The organism is Mesorhizobium sp. P171375, assembly GCF_057786075.1.
This window is the reverse complement of the sequence record NZ_JBYNWF010000001.1, coordinates 5,803,217-5,821,492: the sequence shown is the minus strand read 5'-3', so window position 1 is coordinate 5,821,492 and position 18,276 is coordinate 5,803,217. Positions and strand designations below refer to the sequence as shown.

The window sequence follows — 18,276 nt, the reverse complement described above, 5'->3', positions numbered from 1 at the left end:
TTCACTAGGCAGTTCACTGACTGGATTGCGGTTGGACCAGAGCCTCGCTCAGGCGGCTTTCTTGACCGTCGCGGCCTGCTCGATCACGCCCATCACATCGCTTTCCTTCATGATGAGCAGATCTTCGCCGTTGAGCTTGATCTCCGTGCCGGACCACTTGCCGAACAGGATGCGGTCGCCGATCTTGACGTCGAGCGGTGTGAGCTTGCCACTCTCGTCGCGGGCGCCTGGGCCGACGGCAATCACCTCGCCCTCTTGCGGCTTCTCCTTGGCGGTGTCCGGGATAATGATGCCGCCAGCCGTCTTCTCCTCGGCTTCGATGCGGCGGACCAGAATACGGTCATGCAATGGACGGAACGTCATATCGTTCTCCTTCAGGACAAACAGATTTTTGAGTTCCTCCACACCGGACCGGCAATATCGGGCCAGTGCGGGGCGCCGCGACCCTTTTCAGGCGTCGCGCGCATATCGAACTAGTTTTGCATTTTCTGCGTTTCAAGAGGTCGCTGAAAAAATTTTGGCACTCGGCATTCCGGAGTGCTAGCCGCATGAATTCATGCAGCTATTTTTGCGAGGCGCGCGATTTTCAGGTCTTGAAATTCGGCCCGAACTCCACGAAATTTTTTGCGGTTGGAGACCCCGAAAAGGGTCACTGCAACACCAATAATGCCAAGGAGATTGTTAGGAAGCGGAGACTGTCGATGGAACGAACTTTCCCAAAAAACATCCCCTCGATCGCCCCTGAAACCACTGATCCTTCGCTTGACCGCTGTTTCCGGCGCGGCACTTTAGCCACCCCGATGAGGTGGTGGGCGACCGCACGCTCGACACTCAGGAGAAGCGCGCCATTCTTGCCTCATGGGCTTCTGATGCTTGCGCCGTCGACTCCATGCCTACGCTGCGAAAGCCACCGGGTGCTGCGAACCCGGTGACATTTGACGCCGTCATGGATGCACTTCGCCGACTGGACGATAGTCGCGCCGAGATAGGCTGTGACCTCGAGGAACGGCGAGCCCGAGAACGCCCGCAAAGACTTGATGCCTGAACGCGCGCGATAGGAGAGACGCATGGTCAGTAGGGAATTCCGGCTGCAGATGGAGGGCTACGGTCTCACAACTGCGGAAATTCACTACCACCTTCCCGATCATCCGAGCCTTTTGCAGCTCTACGTTTGGCAGGAATACGACCTGGCACCGGAATTCCCGACCCTCAAGGGGTTTCTGGATTACTGGGAGCGCGAACTCGAAGGAGCGCTGCATTCCGTGCGAGTCGCCCATCACCGCCTTATCCGGCCTTCCGAATGGCAGGCCGTAGACGGCATCTTCACAATTCAATAGCCGGGTCCGCTCCCCTTGAACTGGAAAGTGGCGTTTCCAATCTTTTTATGTGTCCAGCGCGGCTTGCCGGATATCGGGTTAGCAGGAGCCGAAGGATCGCATGGAAACGATGCTCTTTGAAAATCCGGTTTCCGCCGTTTGCCGTGGCGTTCGCCAAGTAGCCGACATCGTTTGCCGGGAGCCGCGCACGGGGAGGCAAGATCCAGTTGCGCCACGGTTTGAAGGGAGGTCACTATGGAAAGTGCGACGTTCAAACAACCGGTTTTCGTAAGAGACGAGGGCCATGTTGTCCAAAAGATCGGCTGTGTCATGGATGCGATAGAGTTTCTGGAAGAATGGCCGGTTGAAAGGAGAGGCCTCCTCCACGCTGCGGCGTCGGATGCATGCTACTCCGCGCACGATGGCCGGAAGTCTGTCGAGGCGGCGAACAGGGCCTTTATGACCTGGGCACGCAGGGTCGCCGTCATCGAGGATCTGCCCGCGGCGCCGCAGTGGATGACAGGGCCGAAGATCAGCAAAATAGACCATCTATAGATAGTCAGGGCTAGTACTGCGGCGGCAATCTACCGCCGCAGCATCAAAGCGGTGCGTCACCGGGGCAAGGGGAGCGGGAAGCGAGCCCCTTGTCGTTGTCTGTCATATAGATGCCTCCAGCACGGACAACTTTCCAAGCGGATCGCACGACTAAGCACGTCTGCCTGAATGGCAGGACCTGCCGGCATCTTCACGCTTCGTCCCGGTTCCCTTGCGCTGCCACCCGTGTCCCGGCAATGGTCGTCCCTGGCTCATCAGCGCCTCGTCACCGAAGGCCCAGGCCCAGCCTTCTCAATTCCTCGAGCGAGGCACCGGACGCGATGATCTCCGCAATCGTCACGTCGTCTATGAATCCGAGGACCGAGACGACGTCTTGGCGTGTCATAGTCATCCTTTTCCTCCGTTCGAAATACCTGCGAAGTAGATGGGGCATTCGCTGGAGAGCTTGCCACCCAGCCATCCGAAGGCGGTCGCGAAACTGCTTTAGCCGTCGCTCTTGACACGGCCGAAATCGATTCCCAACTCATCTTTGTCGGTCGCCGCGCAAGGGGCCGATGTGTCAGGGAGCGCCGGGGCTTCTTGGCGTTCCCTCGTATCTATGTTGCTCCAAGGAGGATGTAGCTATGAGAACGAACCTGGACTTTTCCCCCTTCTATCGGTCGAGCATCGGCTTTGACCGCATCTTCAACCTGCTCGAAAACGCCAGCCCCCCGCAGAACGCGGATAGCTGGCCGCCATACGATATCGCCAAGCTCGGCGAAGACACCTATCGCATTGTCCTCGCGGTCGCCGGTTTCGGTGAAGACGAGCTTACGATCACGCATGAGCCAAATATGCTCGTGATCGAGGGCGCCAAGACAGAGAATGACGGGGTTCAGTACCTCCATCATGGCCTGGCGCTGAGGTCGTTCGCGCGCCGCTTCGAGCTCGCCGATCATGTGACCATAGTCGGGGCAAAGCTCGAAAACGGTCTGCTGATCATCGACCTCAAGAAGGAAATTCCCGAGGAGATGAAGCCGCGCCGGATCGCGATTAATGTCGATACCGGAAAGAATGCGGCCTCCAAGGGCATTGAAAGCGCGGCGGCCTGATCTTTGGCGGTTGGCCTGCAGCAGACAGCCCGTCCTGTCGTGGATGGGGTCCGGGTGCGACCCATAAAACGGAAAGGAGAAGGACAAATGAGCGTACGTGACTTGATTCCCTGGAGCCGTGGCGGCAGCCAGGCACCGAGCATTTATCGCAGTGACGACATGGATCCGTTTCTGTCGTTGCACCGCAATGTCAACCGGCTCTTCGACGAGGTGTTCCGCGGTTTTGACACGCCTTCGGTTCTTGGCCGCGTGCCTCCTCTCAATGGCACTTGGCCAAGCGTGGAGTTCTCGGAAACCGATAAGGAAATCCGGGTGACGGCCGAAATCCCTGGCCTCGACGAAAACGACGTCGAGGTCATGCTGGATGATGGTGTTCTGACGCTTCGCGGCGAGAAGAAAGCAGAAACCGAGGACAAGGACCGCCAGTTCAGCGAACGCTATTATGGGCGCTTTGAGCGGCGCTTCAGTCTCGGCCGTGAGGTTGAAGACGACAAGGTGGTGGCTACGTTCAAAAACGGTGTGCTCACCGTGACACTGCCGAAGACCAAAAAGGCGCAGGCAAACGCCAAACGCATTGCAATCAACGGCAGCAAATGAGGTTCGCGAAGGAAGGCCGGGGCTCGTCGAGCCCTGGCCTCTGCAGACAGCGAGGATGGTCAAATGGCGTCCGACAGCCTCAAACGAAAGAGCCGCATCATGTGATGCTGAATCAACCCTTGCAATCCCAGGGAGGTAACAAATGACCAGTCTGGCTTTCCGTGCCCCCGTGCAGGTTAAGACCAGTGACGTGATACACGACATCAACTCGGTGCGGGAGGCGATGGTATTCTTGAATCAATGGCCGAAGGCCCGTCGGGGACCGATATACAGCTGCGCAGTGAGAAGCTGCAACGCCGCGATTGCCGGTCAGATGACAACTGATCAGGCGCGGCAGGCATTTGTCGGCTTTGCCAGGATAGCTGGGGTGCTGGCCAAATCCGATTTTGCGCCAATGGCCGGGGCTGATCAAAAGCTGCGCGTTTCTCAGCGCGGTCCCTGACTTCAGTTCAGGGTTTCTCCTGGGCGCGCATAGAGGACTTCTGATTTTGGCCACGAAAAAGCCAATAAAATCAATGATCTTAATATGTCCTACAGGCCTACCATTGTCGTTATCAACGCTTTAGAGGTGCTTCCGACCCAGTGATTCCGATGTTCCGTCGGGCGACGCCGGAGTGGCTTACGCCGCCGCATCCAGCGTATTGAAGGCGGCCCGGTGCGACGTGACGAAGTCCTGAACGGTCATCGGCGGCACGCCTGTGACTTCGGCGATGATCTTGTCGGCGCCCGAGAAAATGCCGTTCTGGTAATCGAGGGCGATGGCGCAGAAATGCTGGATCAAAAATTCCGGCAGGCCGAACTTTTCCAGGCGATCGCGATAGGCGGGGATGGTCAGCGGCTGATAGCTGATCTTGCGGCCGAGCACCTCGCTGATGGCTGCGGCGATGCCCGGCTGATCAAGCTCGGTCGGCCCATGAAGCGTGTAGGTCTTGCCGACATGGACGGCCGGATCGGCCAGCAGCACTGCGATCAGGCGGGCCTGGTCCTCGGCAGCGATGGGAGCATGACGGCCAGCGCCATAGGGCAAGTCGATGATGCTCTGTTCGACGATCGTCTTGCGCGCAAACGGATAGAGCAGCCATTGCGAGAAGAAGGTCGGCCGCAGATGGATGGTGGGAACGCCCGACCAGTCGAAGATCCGCTCGGCGATCCAGTGATCGCGCGCCGCATGACTCTCGGAGTCCTCGCGCGCGGAGATCTGCGACATGTTGATCACGGCCTTGAGGCCGGCGCGCCTGGCCGCATCGGCGAAATATGCCGTCGTCTGGATGATACCGGGACGGACAGGGTAGCAGAAATAGGCGGCGGTGGTGCCTGCGGCGGCGCGGATCACGTTGTCATGCTCGAAGAGGTCGCCCACCACGACCTCGGCGCCTTCGTTGCGAAGCGTCTCGGCGCGCTCGTCTTCCTTGTGGACCATCGCGCGGACAGCGTGGCCCTTCTCGAGCAGGCGTTGGACGGTGTAGCGGCCGGTCTCACCGGTCGCGCCGGTAACGAGGAACTTGTCAGTCATTTTCATCTCCTTGTGTTTGGCGCATCATAAGTGTGTAATTACACATATATGGGTAAAAAAGGAACTACCCGGCGAGGTTCAACTCCAGGATTTCATCGCGCATACGCACGGCACGGTCCTGTCCGACCTCCCGCTCAAACGCGGCCTGGGCGTCTTCCCAGAGAGGAATGGCCTGCGCCACCTTTGCAACGCCCGAGGGGGAGAGCGTGACATCGAAAGCGCGGCCGCTATCGGCTCTCCCGGCGACGACCCATCCGGCCGCCTGCAGCGGCTTCAGCGCGCGGACGAGAGTCGTGCGTTCCATGCTCAGCATTTCGGCGAGACGGGTGATCTTGAGGCTTTGGTAGGCTTCCAGCAGAGACAAAATCGAGAATTGCGAGACCGACAGTCCGGCAGGCGCCAGATGACTGTCGTAAAGACGGCTCAGATGCCGCGCGTTCTGGCGGGCGGCAAGGGCATAACAGAGATGAGGACCGGTAGGTGTCGGCATGGAGCATATCTAAATGTGTAATTGCACAGTGTCAAGTCCGAACCTCGGCGCTCTACGCAATTACCAGGGTCGGCACAACCCGCTCCTCGGCTCATTGCTTGAAGTGCAATTACACACTAATTTCGGGAACGTCGCAGTTGAGTCTGGATCGCGCTCACGCGGCCATCCCAGAAATCACGCCATCCGGAGAAACGACATGTCGAGCAGCAACGGAGAAAAGCACCCATTCCTCGATGATCTTGCCGATGACGCCGAACTGAGAGGGACGGTCCTGCGCCGTCCGGTTTCGGGTCGAGACAAGATCAAGCACCTGGTCGAGGCCGTCGGCACGCTCTACGCCTCGCAGACGCCCACCTTCTATGGGGCGATCGATCAGCGCCATTTCCTGCAATACAAGGCAACGCTTCGCGCCGGCCTCGATCTGGAAGCGGTAGGCGTCATCGAGCGTGACGGGACCGGGCTCGTCCGGCGCGTGACGATGACATTTGCGCCTCTGGACGCTGCGCTGTCACTGTCGGCAGGACTGGGCGGCATCATCGGGGAGAAGTTTGGTGACGATCTCTTTTACAACGCGCCGGTGAACGAGGTCGCCGGGTCCTCATTGCCAGATCAGCATACGATAACACGCAAAGGCGCCGGGGGCCGGGCTACGGCCACCCCCCGGCCTTTCGCACGCCATTAGCCGCGAAGGAACGCCAGCAGGTCGGCGTTCAATCGGTCCTTGTCGACATGCAGCAGCCCATGGGAGCCGCCTTCGTAGACAGTGAGCTTGGCATGTGGAACGAGCCCGGCGGTCAGTTTCGCGGAGATTTCCAGAGGTACGATCTGGTCGTCACTGCCGTGGATCACCAGCGCGGGAACGGTGATCTTCTTGAGGTCGTCGCGGAAATCGGTTTCTGAGAAGGCGCCAAGCGCGTGATAGGCAGCAAGAAACCCGGTTGCCTGTCCCTGACGCCAGTAGCTCTCCCGCAGGCCTTCCGAGACGTGCGCGCCCGGACGGTTGAAACTGTAGTACGGCATGGTGACGTCGAGATTCCACTGCGACCGGTTTGCCTGCACGGCGGCGCGGAACGTATCGAACAGCTCCTTCGGCGCACCGTTCGGGTTGGTCGCGGTTTTGAGCAGGAAGGGTGTCACCGAGGAAACGAAGGCGACCTTGGCGACGCGGCTCTGGCCATGGCGCGAGATATAGCGTGCGACCTCGCCACCGCCCATCGAATGACCTACGAAGGTCGCCTCGCGCAGATCGAGCGCCGCGACCAGTTGCGCCAGATCATCGGCGAAGGTGTCGTAGTCGTAGCCACCGGACGGCTGGCTCGACCGGCCAAAACCCCGACGGTCATGGGCGATGACGCGGTAGCCATTCTGCAACAGGAAGAACATCTGGTCCTCCCAGGCGTCCGACGAGAGCGGATAGCCATGGCTGAACACCACGGCCGGGCCGGTGCCCCAGTCCTTGAAGTAGAGGCTGGTGCCGTCTTTCGTGACGAGGCGATCGCCTGTGGCCTTGCCGGCGCGGGCAGGCGCGGGGGTCTTTGCATCGGCGGGGGATGTGCCGGCGCCAACTGCTGCAAGCCCGACGCTGGCGATGGCGACCCCTTTCAGCAGGTTGCGCCGGGAAGCGCTGTCGGGTGTTGTGATCGTGGACATGAGGGAACTCCGTGAGGTTATGCCGCCTGGCGGCGCGAGTGGCGAATGTGGTTGGACGTGTCGGCGCGGTGTTCGCACCGCTTTCGTGCGGTGTTAGAAGCCGAGCCTGCGCAGATCCTCGGCGACGAACATCTGGCCGCTGCGATTCTTGACGCTCGGCAGCTCGGAAACCTTTGCGCGCCAGGACTTCAGCGCGGAATGATCGTCAGGGATGGCAATGCCGGCGGCGTCCGCAAACATCAGCCCGGCAAACACAGTAATGTCGGCCATCGAGAAGGCATCGCCGGCGACGAACGAACGGTCCTGCAGCACCGTGTCGAAATACCTCATGCCGACGACCGCCTTATCGCGCTGGCGATTGCCCCAGTCCTGACGGCCAGCCCATTCCGGACTCTTGAACACTTGCAGCTCTGCGCCGAGGCCCGTCGTCGCGTGATGGAAGTAGTTGCCGACAGCATCAAGCAACTCGGTCTCGGCCCGCTTCTGCATCATGTGGATGACGGCCTTTTCCTTCGGCGTCTTGCCGGTGAGCCGCGGGTCGCCGTCGAGGTTGTCGAGGTATTCGGTGATGGCGGTGGCCTCCGCGATGTAGGTGCCGTCCTCGAGCTGGAGAACCGGCAGCACGCCCGAGGGGTTCTTTTCGAGGAAAGCCGGCTGTTTGTGTTCGGCGCCGATGAGGTCGACGGAGACGAACTCGACCTGCGGTTCGAGTTCTTTTTCGGCCAGCACGATGCGGATGCGGGCCGGATTGGGAAAGCCGGGGCGATCGAAGATTTTCATTTGGGACTCCTTTAATCTGTCTATCGATAGATAGGTTACTATCGTGGGTTACCTCTTCCCTTTTGCGACGTCAAGAACTATCTATCGAGTGATAGGTATACGGATCGACGATGGCTAAAACCAAAACGGATATGCGCGAAGCGGTCATGACCGCCGCAAGAGCGACGGTGCAGTCGCATGGCTACAATGCGCTCAGCTTTCGCGAACTCGCGAAAGAGGTGGGGATCAAAAGCGCCAGCGTGCACTACCACTTCCCGACCAAGGGCGACCTCGGCGCGGCGTTGGCGCGTCGCTACACCGAGGAGGGGGCAGCATATCTCGCTGAGCTCCTGGCGACGTCCGAGGACGTGACCTGGTGCATGGACAAATATACCGAGATATTTCGCTCGGCTCTTGCCAACGACAATCGCATGTGCCTGTGCGGGATCATGAGCGCGGAACTTGACGACCTTCCAACGGAGGTTCGGACCGAGGTCGACAAATTCGCTGCTATGAACGTCGGTTGGCTAGCCAAGGTGCTCTCGCGGGCCAAGCCTTCCGCAACCGACCAAGACCTGCAGGAGCACGCGATGGCGATCTTCGCAGCCATCGAGGGGGCCCAGTTGATCGCGCGCGGCTGCCGGGACATCGGCATTTATGACCGGACGATCCGAGCCTACCGAGCGACCGGTCTTGTCCCGTAACGGTCGATGCGCCAACTGCACGGCCAAACGCACTTGCGACGCCTCTCAAGATAGAGTTCCGCATGGTCGATGTCGTTGTGGCCGAGAACGTCCACCATCTGCCTAGGGTTGGCGAACCAGCCGCTAGCATATTGATCTTGTGTAGAAAACGAGGACCCTCCGCGGCTACAATAATCGTTATCCGCCAATAGGTTACGAAGCGGTTCGCCAAGGTCGACAAGAAGCTGGTTCAGCCATTCGCCAATAGGGCCACCTTATACCGAATGGCAGCTTTGGGTCGCATCACGGTCGCTGGAGTGAAACTTTGCACTGCCTGGAAGCGACATCGTCTGCGGGCATTCGGGCTGTCCGGAAACTTTCAGGCCACGTCCCGCCGAATTGGCTTGCGATCGTCAGTCGCGAACACCGCGCTCGCTTCGCTGACGATAGAGACATGGTCCCTGGCGGCCTTGCCCGCAGCCATGCTGTCTCCGCGCATGATTGCGGTGACAATTAGGTCGTGTTCCTGCCAGGATTTGGCCAGCCGTCCGGGTAGCATGAACTGCGCGCGGCGGAAGGGTGCCAACCGGCTGCGGGTCATCACGGTGAGATCGTGGATATGCGTATTGTGGGCGCCACGATAAAGCCGGCTATGGAACTCGGTGTTGAAATACTCGTAGTCCTCCTCGGCGCCCAGCTGAACCATCCGCGCTGAAGCCTGGTGCTCGATCTCGAGCCCGCGGCGCTCGCTGCTGGTCATGCGCTCGGCCGAGAAGCGCGCGCAGATCGCCTCCAGTTCGGCCATGCTCTCGAACATCGAGGCGAGATGCTCCTGCGTCACGACGGCGACGATAGCGCCCCTGTTGGGTCGCCTCTCGACCAGGCCCATGGCGCTGAGCTGGCCGAGCGCCTCCCTGACCGGGGTGCGTGATACGTCGAAGCGGGCGGCGAGCGAGGCCTCGTCCAGCTTTTCGCCGGGGCGCAGGTAGCCGGTGACGATCCGGTCGCCGATCGCCCGCACCATCTGATCCACGGTCGTGCCCGACCTGATCAAGCTGCGCTTCCCCGACAAGTTTCCTCCGTCGCGTCTTCTCGTGGAGTCGGCCGACTCGTTGGTCCTTCGACTCGATATGCCCTCTATGCCTCTATTTTAATCTGCCTGTCAAACTGGCTATTTTCAAGGCAAAAAGTGCATGCAATTGCCTCTGCTGTGAGCACGAGCTTTCGATACGATAACTGATTTTATTAGATAAATTTCAATTCGAAAACTGGCACGGTGATTGCATGCACTTTCTTGACGGCATGTTAACCGACCCGGAAAAGGGTCCCAAAGGGGAGCATTCACTATGACCGACAGATTCATGCTTAACCGCCGCCAACTGCTCAAGACCACCGCCGCGGGAGCCGCACTCGGCCTGGTCTCGGCATCCTTTCCGATCAGCCGTGCCTTCGCCGCCGCCGCCACCGTCGGCTTCATCTATGTCGGCCCGAAGGACGACTACGGCTACAACCAGGCGCATGCCGAGGGGGCGGCGTCGCTGAAGGGCATCGAAGGCATCTCCGTCGTCGAGGAGGAAAACGTTCCCGAGACGGTCGACGTCCAGAAGACGATGGAATCAATGATCAATCTCGATGGCGCCTCGCTGATCTTCCCGACCTCCTTCGGCTATTTCGATCCGCACATGCTGGCCATGTGCGCGAAATTCCCCGACGTGCAGTTCCGCCATTGCGGCGGCATGTGGAACAAGGACAAGCATCCGATGAATGCCGGTTCCTATTTCGGCTATATCGGCATGGGCCAGTATCTCAACGGCGTCGTCGCCGGCCACACCTCGAAGAGCAAGAAGCTCGGCTTCGTCGCCGCCAAGCCGATCCCGCAGGTGCTGCTCAACATCAATTCCTTCCTGCTCGGCGCGCGCTCGGTCGACCCGACCATCACCTGCCAGGTCATCTTCACCGGCGAGTGGTCGCTGGCGGTCAAGGAGGCGGAAGCCACCAATGCCTTGGTCGACCAGGGCGCCGACGTCATCACCTGCCATGTCGACAGCCCGAAAGTGGTGGTCGAGACGGCCGCCGGCCGCGGCGCCTTCGTCTGCGGCTATCACGCCAACCAGAGCCCGCTGGCGCCGGAAAAATACCTCACCGGTGCCGAGTGGAACTGGGCCAAGGTCTACAAGATGTTCGTCGACGACCTCATCGCCGGCACGCCGCTTCCCAATTTCACCCGCGGCGGACTGGCCGACGGCTTCGTCAAGATGAGTCCGCTCGGTCCCGCCGTCGGCGAGGCGGCCCGCAAGCAATTCGACGCCACCCTGGCCGAAATGATGAAAGGCGGCTTCTCCGTCATCAAGGGTCCGCTGAAGAGCAACAAGGGCGCCGTCGTGGCGACGGAAGGCCAGGCCTTCGCCGAGACCGCCATCGAGCTCGAAAGCATGGACTATCTCGTCGAGGGCGTCGTCGGCTCGACCGCCTGAAGCTGAGCGCGGAGACGGGGACCATGACGGATACGACCAGCAGTGCGGAGGCGCCGGCAGTGTTCGGCGCCAGGGGATATCCGGCGGCGCTCGAATGGATCGCCAGGCGGGCGGAAGCCTTCGTTATTCCGCTCGCGGCGCTGGTCGTCGGCATGGTCCTGTTCAGCCTGTTCATTGCGCTGGTCGGCAAATCGCCGGTCCAGCTCTATGAAACCATGTGGCGCGGCGGCTTCGGCTCGTGGTTCTCCATCCAGAACTCGCTGTCGCGCGGGGCGCCCCTGCTGCTCGCGGCGCTCTGCGTGGCGCTGCCGGCGCGGCTCGGCCTCGTCGTCATCGGCGGCGAGGGCGCCATCGTTCTCGGCGGCGTCGCCGCCGCTGCCATCGGCGTGGCGCTGGGCGGCGCGCCATCCTCAATCGTCATTCTTGCCATGGGCGTGGCGGGCATGGCCGCCGGCGGCATCTGGATAGGTGCCGTCGGCGCGCTCCGCCATTACCGGGCCGTAAACGAAACCATATCCAGCCTGCTGATGGCCTACATCGCCATCGCCCTGATGAACCAGCTGGTGGAAGGGCCGCTGCGCGACCCGGCCTCGCTCAACAAGCCCTCGACTCAGCCGCTCGCCGACATCTACCGCATCGGCAACATTCCGGGCATGGAGGTGCATTGGGGGCTTGCCGTCGGCGTCGTCGCCTGCGTGCTCTCCTGGGTGCTGATCGAAAAGACCCGCTGGGGGTTCGCCGCCCGTATCGCCGGCGGCAATGTCAGGGCAGCGCAGGTGCAGGGGCTGGCCGTCGGACCGCTCATTGTCGGCTTTACCGCGCTTGCCGGTGCCTTTGCCGGCCTTGCCGGCATGCTGGAAGTCGCGGCCGTGCAAGGCAGCGCCAACGGCTCGCTCGCCGCCGGCTATGGTTACACCGGCATACTCGTCGCCTTCCTCGCTCGCCACAACCCGCTGGCCATCATCCCGGTCGCCATCCTGCTTGGCGGCATCGACGCGTCCGGCGGGTTGATCCAGCGCCGCATGGACCTGCCCGACGCCACCGTGCTGGTGCTGCAAGGCATGCTGTTCATCGTCATCCTGTTCAGCGAGACCTTGTACGGCCGCATCAAGGCCTTCAATCCCGACCTGTGGCAGAGGGCCTCCTGATGGACGCAACCGAGATCGGTCTCTGGGGCGTGCCGCTCGCCATCCTCGGCGGTGCCATCCGCGTGTCGACGCCCTTCATCTTCGTCTCGCTGGGCGAGGCCATCACCGAGCGCTCCGGTCGCATCAACCTTGGCCTCGAAGGCACGCTCGTCTTCGGCGCCATGACCGCCTATGCGGTCGCGGTGATGACCGACTCGCCATGGCTCGGCCTGCTGGCCGCCGCGGCCGCCGGCCTTTGCTTCGGCCTGTTCCATGGCTGGATCTGCAAATTCCCGAAAGTCAATGACATTGCAATCGGCATCGCGCTGATGCTGTTCGGCTCGGGGCTCGCCTTCTTCTTCGGCAAGCCGTTCATCAAGCCGAAGGCGCCCAACCTTCCGGCCATTCCGTTCGGCGCATGGTCCGACATTCCGCAGGTGCAGGCGGCGCTCGACGTCAACGTCCTGTTCCTGATCGGGGCGGCACTTTCGCTCGTCCTGTGGTGGGCCTTCCGCAACACTCGCGCCGGCCTCATCGTGCGCGTCGTCGGCGACAGTTCCGACGCCGCGCGCGCCATGGGCCTCAACCCGAACACGGTGCGCCTCGTCGCCACCGGTGTCGGCGGCGCGCTGGCCGGTATCGGCGGCGCCTATCTGTCGCTCTACTATCCCGGCAGCTGGACGGAGCGCATCTCGTCTGGCCAGGGGCTGATGGCGGTGGCACTGGTCATTTTCGCGCGCTGGAATCCGCTCGGCTGCTTTGCCGCTGCCCTTCTGTTCGGCGGCGCCGGAGCGCTCGGACCGGCGCTGCAGTCGGTCGGCGTCACGCAAGGATACTACCTGTTCTACGCCGCCCCCTACATCCTCACCTTGATCATCATGATCGCCACCTCGTCGCCGACCCGTTCGCTTGCCGGCGCGCCGGGTGAATTGTCGATCACCAAATAACTGGAGTTTTTTGCCATGAACGCCAGAGCCGAAATCACCCAGCGCTACATCGACGCCGACCCCTATCCATGGCCCTACAATGGCGAACTTCGCCCCGACAACACGGCGTTGATCATCATCGACATGCAGACCGATTTCTGCGGGCCGGGCGGCTACGTTGACCATATGGGCTACGACCTCTCGCTGGTGCGCGCGCCGATCGAACCGATAAAGTCGGTGCTGTCGGCTATGCGCGCGAAAGGTTACACCATCATCCACACCCGCGAGGGTCACCGGCCCGACCTCGCCGACCTGCCCGCCAACAAGCGCTGGCGCTCGCGCCGCATCAATGCCGGCATTGGCGACCCCGGCCCCTGCGGGCGTATCCTGGTGCGCGGCGAGCCGGGTTGGGACATCATTCCCGACCTTTACCCGATCGAGGGCGAGCCGATCATCGACAAGCCGGGCAAGGGCTCGTTCTGCGCCACCGACCTGGAACTGATCCTCAACCAGCGCGGCATCGAAAACATCGTGCTCACCGGCATCACCACCGATGTCTGCGTCCACACCACCATGCGCGAGGCCAACGACCGCGGCTTCGAATGCGTCATGCTGGAGGATTGTTGCGGGGCGACCGACTACGGCAATCATCTCGCTGCCATCAAGATGATCAAGATGCAGGGCGGCGTCTTCGGCGCGGTGTCGAACGCCGCGTCCTTCGTCGCCCAACTGCCGTGAGGAAGCCAGGATGAGCGCGATCACGGGCAACAAGGCCGTCGGCGTCGAGACCATCGGCATGACCATGCGTTTCGGCGCCTTCACGGCGCTGGGCGATGTCTCGATCAAGGTGCCAGCCGGCTCTTTCCACGCCCTGCTCGGCGAAAACGGCGCCGGCAAGTCGACGCTGGTCAAATGCATGATGGGTTTCTATCACCCGACCGCCGGCGGTATTCTGGTCGACGGCCGCGAGGTGGCGATCGCCAGCCCCAGGAACGCATCGGCGCTCGGCCTCGGCATGGTCTACCAGCATTTTACGCTTGTCCCGTCGCTGACCGGCGCCGAAAACCTGGTCATTTCGCGTGAGAAGGTTCCCGGCGTGATCGACTGGCGCAAGGAGCGCGGCGACCTTGCCGTGTTCATGGATCGCATGCCGTTCAAGCTGCCGCTCGACGTCAAGGTGGCCGAACTCGCGGCCGGCGAGAAGCAGAAGCTGGAGATCATCAAGCAGCTCTATCTTGGCCGCTCCTTCCTGGTGCTGGACGAGCCGACCTCCGTGCTCACCCCCGGCGAGGCGCAGGAAGTGCTGGGCCTTGTGCGCGACATGACAAAAGCCGGCGACCTCACCGTGCTGATGATCTCGCACAAATTCCACGAGGTGACGGCGTTCGCCGACGACGTCAGTGTGCTGCGCAAGGGTCGGCTGACCGGCACCGGCCGCGTCGTCGACCTAGACCGCAAAGCCATGGCGGCGATGATGATCGGCGACCAGCCGATCGCCGCGCTCGACAGCCGCGCCGAGCCGAAGCCGGACGCGGAGATCGTGCTCAAGGTCAAGGCGCTGAAGGCGCCTGACCGCACCGGGCTGAAGTCGATCCGGATCGAGGATCTCGGCGTGCGCTCCGGCGAAATCGTCGGCATCGCCGGCATTTCCGGCAACGGCCAGAAGGAATTCCTCGAAGTGCTGGCCGGGCAGCGCCCCCGCGATGCCGGCGAAGTCATGGTGCGCGGTACCGCCTATGCGGCGACGCGCGCCGAGGCGCGTGCGCTCAACGTCCGGCTCATCCCGGAAGAGCCGCTGAAAAACGCCTGCGCGCCGAAGATGACGGTGGCCGAGAACATCTCCTTCCGCACCTTCGACATCGACAGCAGCGGCAAGCCGGTGAGCTGGATCAGTGCCAGCGCCATCAAGGTATTCAGCGCCAGGCTGGTCGAGCAGTTCAAGGTCAAGACCGCCTCGCTTGCCTCGCCAATCGCTTCGCTGTCGGGCGGCAATGTGCAGCGCGCCGTGCTTGCCCGCGAACTCACCGGCGAGGTCGATCTGCTGATCGTCTCCAACCCGTGCTTCGGCCTCGACTTCTCGGCGGTGGCCGAAATCCGCGCCCGCATCATGAAGGCGCGCAATGCGGGTGCCGCCGTGCTCCTGATGTCGGAAGACCTCGACGAACTGCTCGAACTGTCCGACCGCATCTTCGTCATGTCGGACGGCGCGCTGGTCTATGAGACGCCGATTGCGCAGGCCAGCGTGCAGACCATCGGCGAACACATGGCGGGACATCACTGATGGCGGAAATCGATGCGCTGCCGTTTTCCTTCACCTTCAAGCCGCAGACCATGGCGCTGGTGGTCATCGACATGCAGCGAGACTTCGCCGAGCCCGGCGGCTTCGGCGCCAGTCTCGGCAACGACGTCGGTCGCGTGACCGCGATCGTGCCGACAGTGAAGCGGCTGATCGAAGGCTTTCGCGCCGCCGGCCTGCCGGTGATCCACACCATGGAGTGCCATAGGCCCGACCTTTCGGACCTGCCGCCGGCCAAGCGCGACCGCGGCAATCCGTCGATCCGCATCGGTGATATGGGCCCGATGGGACGTCTACTGATCGCGGGCGAACCCGGCACCGCGATCCTCGACGAGCTTGCGCCCTTGCCCGGCGAGATCGTCATCGAGAAGCCCGGCAAGGGCGCCTTCTATGCGACCAGCCTCGCCAACGACCTCAAGTGGATCGGCGCCCGCCAACTCGTCTTTGCCGGCGTGACGACCGAAGTTTGCGTGCAGACGACGATGCGCGAGGCCAACGATCGCGGCTATGAGTGCCTGCTCGCCGAAGATGCGACGGAAAGCTACTTTCCCGAATTCAAGGCAGCGGCCCTGGCCATGATCAGGGCGCAAGGCGCCATCGTCGGCTGGACGGCAACGACCGACCAGGTGCTCGAGGGAATCACGAATGCCTAATCTTGCCTTTGCCGGCCTGCTCGACGGCGGCTGGCGCGATCTGGCGCTCGAGCATTTCCGCGACGGCATCAGGGTGCACTGGCTGCTCAAGGGCGGACCGGTCGAACCCTCGGTCGCCATCCTCAGCTACCAGCCTGGCGCCGGCGTGCCACGCCACCGCCATGTCGGGCTGGAGACCATCGTCGTGCTGGAAGGCATCCAGAGCGACGAGAACGGCGACTATCCAGCGGGCAGCGTGATCCTCAATCCGGTCGGGACCGAGCATTCGGTGTGGACGAAGGACGGCTGCGTCGTACTGATCCAGTGGGACCTGCCGGTGATCATTCTGGGGGAGACGAGATGAGCGACATCCACTTCGACATAGCGAGCCTGCACGCGGCCTATCGGGACGGCGTCAGCGTTGGCCATGTGATCGAGACGATTTATGCCCGCATCGAGACAGCTGACGATCCGGGCATCTTCATCCATCTCGCCGCCCGGGCGGATCTGCTTGCGGCGGCCGAAGCGCTAGGCCCGTTCGACCCGCTGGGAAAACCGCTCTGGGGCATTCCCTTCGCCGTCAAGGACAACATCGACGTCGCCGGCATGCCGACGACGGCGGCCTGCGCCGAATACACCTACTGGCCCGACAGTGACGCCACCGTAGTGGCGCGGCTCAGGGCCGCCGGCGCGCTCGTCGTCGGCAAGACCAATCTCGACCAGTTCGCCACCGGCCTCGTCGGCGTCCGCACGCCCTGGCCGATCCCGCGCAACGCCGTCGACGCGGAGCTCGTGCCGGGCGGCTCCTCCTCGGGGTCGGCGGTGGCGACGGCGCGCGGCATCGTCTCCTTCGCGCTCGGCACCGACACGGCCGGCTCCGGCCGCATCCCGGCCGGCCTCAACAACATCGTCGGGCTGAAGCCGACCGTCGGTGCGCTGTCGACGGCCGGCGTCGTGCCGGCCTGCCGCACGCTCGACTGCGTCTCGGTGTTCGCGCTGACCGTCGACGACGCCTATCTGGTGTTCTCGGTCGCAGCCGCGCGCGATGCGGCCGATCCCTATTCGCGCGACATCGCCGTCCAGCCGCTCGCCCCCCGCCCGCCGGTGCTGAACGTCGGCATCCCGGCAAAAGCCGACCTGAAATTCTTCGGCGATGCGGCGATGCAGGATGGCTTCGAGGCCTCGCTTGCCATGCTGTCGCGGCTCGGCTGCCGGCTGGTCGAGATTCCCTTCGGCGATTTCTACGCCACCGCCAATCTCCTCTACGAGGGCGCCTGGGTGGCCGAACGCTATGCCGCGATCCGCGATTTCATGGAAGCCAACGAAGCCGCCATGCATCCGGTGACGCGCAAGATCATCGGCGGCGCCAGAAGTCTGTCGGCGGCGGACGCCTTTCGCGGCCTCTATGCCTTGCAGGCCTACAAGGCGAAGCTCGCCCCGGTCATCGCCTCGGTCGACCTGTTCTGCGTGCCGACCGCGCCGACGCATTACACCACTGCCGGCGTGCTCGCCGATCCGGTCGAGACCAACAGCCGGCTCGGCACCTACACCAATTTCGTCAACCTGCTCGATATGTGCGGCATTGCCGTACCGACCTGCACGCGCGATGACGGCCTGCCGATGAGCGTGACCCTGCTTGCGGCCGCCGGGCTGGACGGCCTTGTGGCGTCCGTCGCGCGCGATCTCCATGCCGCGAGCGGCCTCACCCTCGGCGCGACTGGCTGGCGGCAGCCGGGCGCGCAGCCTGTCGGCGCATCGGCCGAAGACGGCACGATCGAATTGGTGGTGGTCGGCGCTCACCTCTCGGGAATGCCGCTCAATGGCCAGCTCAGGGAGGCTGGTGCCCGGTTCTGCAGGGCGATGAGGACGGCCTCTTCATACAAGCTTTATGAGCTCGCGGGCCAAGCCACGCCCAAGCCGGGACTGGTCCGTGTCGGCAACGACGGCACTGCGATCGAGGTGGAGGTCTGGCGGCTACCTGCCGACGCTTTCGGCCACTTTGTGGCCGCCATCCCGCCGCCGCTGGGCATTGGCAGTATAGAGCTTGATGACGGCAGCACCGCCAAAGGCTTTCTGGTGGAATCCGTGGGCTTGCTAGGCGCTTCCGACATCTCGTCATTCGGCGGCTGGCGCCGCTTTTTGTCAGATCGCGTTCCCGTTTGAACTT

The 18,276-nt window shown here is 62.6% G+C and carries 20 protein-coding genes and 1 pseudogene; 15 read left to right on the top strand and 6 right to left on the bottom strand.

Annotated elements, in window-relative coordinates; translation table 11 throughout:
* Positions 1-48 precede the first annotated feature (48 nt).
* Positions 49-363, bottom strand: a complete 315-nt coding sequence (gene groES, locus ACYHH6_RS28360; RefSeq protein WP_352561487.1) for a co-chaperone GroES — start codon at positions 361-363, stop codon at positions 49-51.
* Positions 364-1,067: 704 nt separating this feature from the next.
* Between groES and ACYHH6_RS28355 the strand changes: the two genes are divergently transcribed.
* From ACYHH6_RS28355 to ACYHH6_RS28335, 5 genes are all read left to right on the top strand, one after another.
* Positions 1,068-1,337, top strand: a complete 270-nt coding sequence (locus tag ACYHH6_RS28355) for an usg protein (RefSeq protein ID WP_352561483.1) — start codon at positions 1,068-1,070, stop codon at positions 1,335-1,337.
* Positions 1,338-1,571: 234 nt separating this feature from the next.
* A complete protein-coding gene (locus ACYHH6_RS28350) occupies positions 1,572-1,871 on the top strand; it encodes a DUF982 domain-containing protein (protein WP_352583524.1) in 300 nt (99 codons plus the stop codon).
* A 623-nt stretch (positions 1,872-2,494) separates the two neighbouring features.
* Entirely contained in the window at positions 2,495-2,962 is a 468-nt protein-coding gene (locus ACYHH6_RS28345) for an Hsp20 family protein (protein WP_352583526.1), read from the top strand.
* An 87-nt stretch (positions 2,963-3,049) separates the two neighbouring features.
* Positions 3,050-3,559 (top strand): Hsp20/alpha crystallin family protein, encoded by a 510-nt coding sequence (locus ACYHH6_RS28340; RefSeq protein ID WP_192259616.1) that lies wholly within the window; start codon positions 3,050-3,052, stop codon positions 3,557-3,559.
* 142 nt (positions 3,560-3,701) lie between these two features.
* Positions 3,702-4,001, top strand: coding sequence for a DUF982 domain-containing protein (locus ACYHH6_RS28335; protein ID WP_352583528.1), 300 nt, complete (start codon positions 3,702-3,704; stop codon positions 3,999-4,001).
* Positions 4,002-4,178: 177 nt separating this feature from the next.
* Here ACYHH6_RS28335 and ACYHH6_RS28330 read toward each other — a convergent pair whose 3' ends face one another.
* Entirely contained in the window at positions 4,179-5,072 is an 894-nt protein-coding gene (locus ACYHH6_RS28330; RefSeq protein WP_352583530.1) for an NmrA family NAD(P)-binding protein, read from the bottom strand.
* A 64-nt stretch (positions 5,073-5,136) separates the two neighbouring features.
* The gene (locus ACYHH6_RS28325) at positions 5,137-5,562 is read right to left on the bottom strand and encodes a MarR family winged helix-turn-helix transcriptional regulator (protein WP_352583532.1); all 426 of its coding nucleotides are present in this window, start codon (positions 5,560-5,562) and stop codon (positions 5,137-5,139) included.
* 196 nt (positions 5,563-5,758) lie between these two features.
* Here ACYHH6_RS28325 and ACYHH6_RS28320 point away from each other — a divergent pair.
* Positions 5,759-6,160: pseudogene (locus tag ACYHH6_RS28320) on the top strand (hypothetical protein); the annotation flags it as partial.
* Between the two features lie 80 nt (positions 6,161-6,240).
* Here ACYHH6_RS28320 and ACYHH6_RS28315 read toward each other — a convergent pair.
* On the bottom strand, positions 6,241-7,212 hold the full coding sequence (locus ACYHH6_RS28315; RefSeq protein WP_352583534.1) for an alpha/beta fold hydrolase: 972 nt from the start codon (positions 7,210-7,212) through the stop codon (positions 6,241-6,243).
* 93 nt (positions 7,213-7,305) lie between these two features.
* Positions 7,306-7,992: a glutathione S-transferase family protein gene (locus ACYHH6_RS28310; RefSeq protein ID WP_352583536.1), complete on the bottom strand. Its 687-nt coding sequence runs from the start codon at positions 7,990-7,992 to the stop codon at positions 7,306-7,308.
* Positions 7,993-8,102: 110 nt separating this feature from the next.
* Here ACYHH6_RS28310 and ACYHH6_RS28305 point away from each other — a divergent pair, with 110 nt between their 5' ends.
* Entirely contained in the window at positions 8,103-8,675 is a 573-nt protein-coding gene (locus ACYHH6_RS28305; RefSeq protein ID WP_352583538.1) for a TetR/AcrR family transcriptional regulator, read from the top strand.
* A gap of 358 nt (positions 8,676-9,033) precedes the next feature.
* Here the strand turns inward: ACYHH6_RS28305 and ACYHH6_RS28300 are convergent, their stop codons facing one another.
* Complete coding sequence (locus ACYHH6_RS28300; RefSeq protein WP_352583540.1) at positions 9,034-9,708, bottom strand: GntR family transcriptional regulator; 675 nt, start codon at positions 9,706-9,708, stop codon at positions 9,034-9,036.
* Between the two features lie 292 nt (positions 9,709-10,000).
* On the opposite strand from ACYHH6_RS28300, the gene ACYHH6_RS28295 reads away from it, so the two are divergent.
* From ACYHH6_RS28295 to atzF, 8 genes are read left to right on the top strand one after another with little or no spacing between them, the layout of a single operon-like run.
* Positions 10,001-11,128, top strand: coding sequence for a BMP family ABC transporter substrate-binding protein (locus ACYHH6_RS28295; RefSeq protein WP_352583541.1), 1,128 nt, complete (start codon positions 10,001-10,003; stop codon positions 11,126-11,128).
* Positions 11,129-11,151: 23 nt separating this feature from the next.
* The gene (locus tag ACYHH6_RS28290; protein ID WP_352583543.1) at positions 11,152-12,276 is read left to right on the top strand and encodes an ABC transporter permease; all 1,125 of its coding nucleotides are present in this window, start codon (positions 11,152-11,154) and stop codon (positions 12,274-12,276) included.
* A complete protein-coding gene (locus ACYHH6_RS28285; RefSeq protein WP_192259601.1) occupies positions 12,276-13,202 on the top strand; it encodes an ABC transporter permease in 927 nt (308 codons plus the stop codon). Before ACYHH6_RS28290 ends, ACYHH6_RS28285 begins: the two co-directional genes overlap by 1 nt.
* A gap of 15 nt (positions 13,203-13,217) precedes the next feature.
* Complete coding sequence (gene biuH / locus ACYHH6_RS28280) at positions 13,218-13,919, top strand: biuret amidohydrolase (RefSeq protein ID WP_203277336.1); 702 nt, start codon at positions 13,218-13,220, stop codon at positions 13,917-13,919.
* A gap of 10 nt (positions 13,920-13,929) precedes the next feature.
* Positions 13,930-15,462, top strand: coding sequence for an ABC transporter ATP-binding protein (locus ACYHH6_RS28275; RefSeq protein WP_352583544.1), 1,533 nt, complete (start codon positions 13,930-13,932; stop codon positions 15,460-15,462).
* A complete protein-coding gene (locus tag ACYHH6_RS28270) occupies positions 15,462-16,130 on the top strand; it encodes a cysteine hydrolase family protein (protein WP_352583546.1) in 669 nt (222 codons plus the stop codon). The genes ACYHH6_RS28275 and ACYHH6_RS28270 overlap by 1 nt, the downstream gene beginning before the upstream one ends.
* Positions 16,123-16,473 (top strand): cupin domain-containing protein, encoded by a 351-nt coding sequence (locus ACYHH6_RS28265; RefSeq protein ID WP_192259593.1) that lies wholly within the window; start codon positions 16,123-16,125, stop codon positions 16,471-16,473. The genes ACYHH6_RS28270 and ACYHH6_RS28265 overlap by 8 nt, the downstream gene beginning before the upstream one ends.
* The gene (gene atzF / locus ACYHH6_RS28260; protein ID WP_352583548.1) at positions 16,470-18,272 is read left to right on the top strand and encodes an allophanate hydrolase; all 1,803 of its coding nucleotides are present in this window, start codon (positions 16,470-16,472) and stop codon (positions 18,270-18,272) included. Before ACYHH6_RS28265 ends, atzF begins: the two co-directional genes overlap by 4 nt.
* Positions 18,273-18,276 lie beyond the last annotated feature (4 nt).